We start from the raw sequence: 243 nt of genomic DNA on the forward strand, positions 1-243 counted from the left end.
GATGCGTAATCTAAATTAATGTTAATGTCTTGCGTAGTAATACCTTTCTTAAGGCAGGCATTACCTTGTTTATCAAAATGGAAATACTTATTCAAAACTTCTGAATTCATTAATTTATAACCGGCCACAGTAAATTCTTGATCCACACTATCCCCTGGTCGAATTGCGGTCTGCTTGAAAGGTTGTTTGAATACATAATGACCATTACTAATCACTTGAATTGGCTTATGTAGGGTGACATCG

General features: G+C 35.4%; 1 pseudogene. It reads right to left on the bottom strand.

Annotation, left to right across the window (positions count from 1 at the left end):
* A pseudogene (locus HUK45_RS09885) lies at positions 1–243 on the bottom strand (YSIRK signal domain/LPXTG anchor domain surface protein); the annotation flags it as partial.

Source organism: Limosilactobacillus urinaemulieris (genome assembly GCF_014838745.1).
Classification (GTDB): Bacteria; Bacillota; Bacilli; order Lactobacillales; family Lactobacillaceae; genus Limosilactobacillus; species Limosilactobacillus urinaemulieris.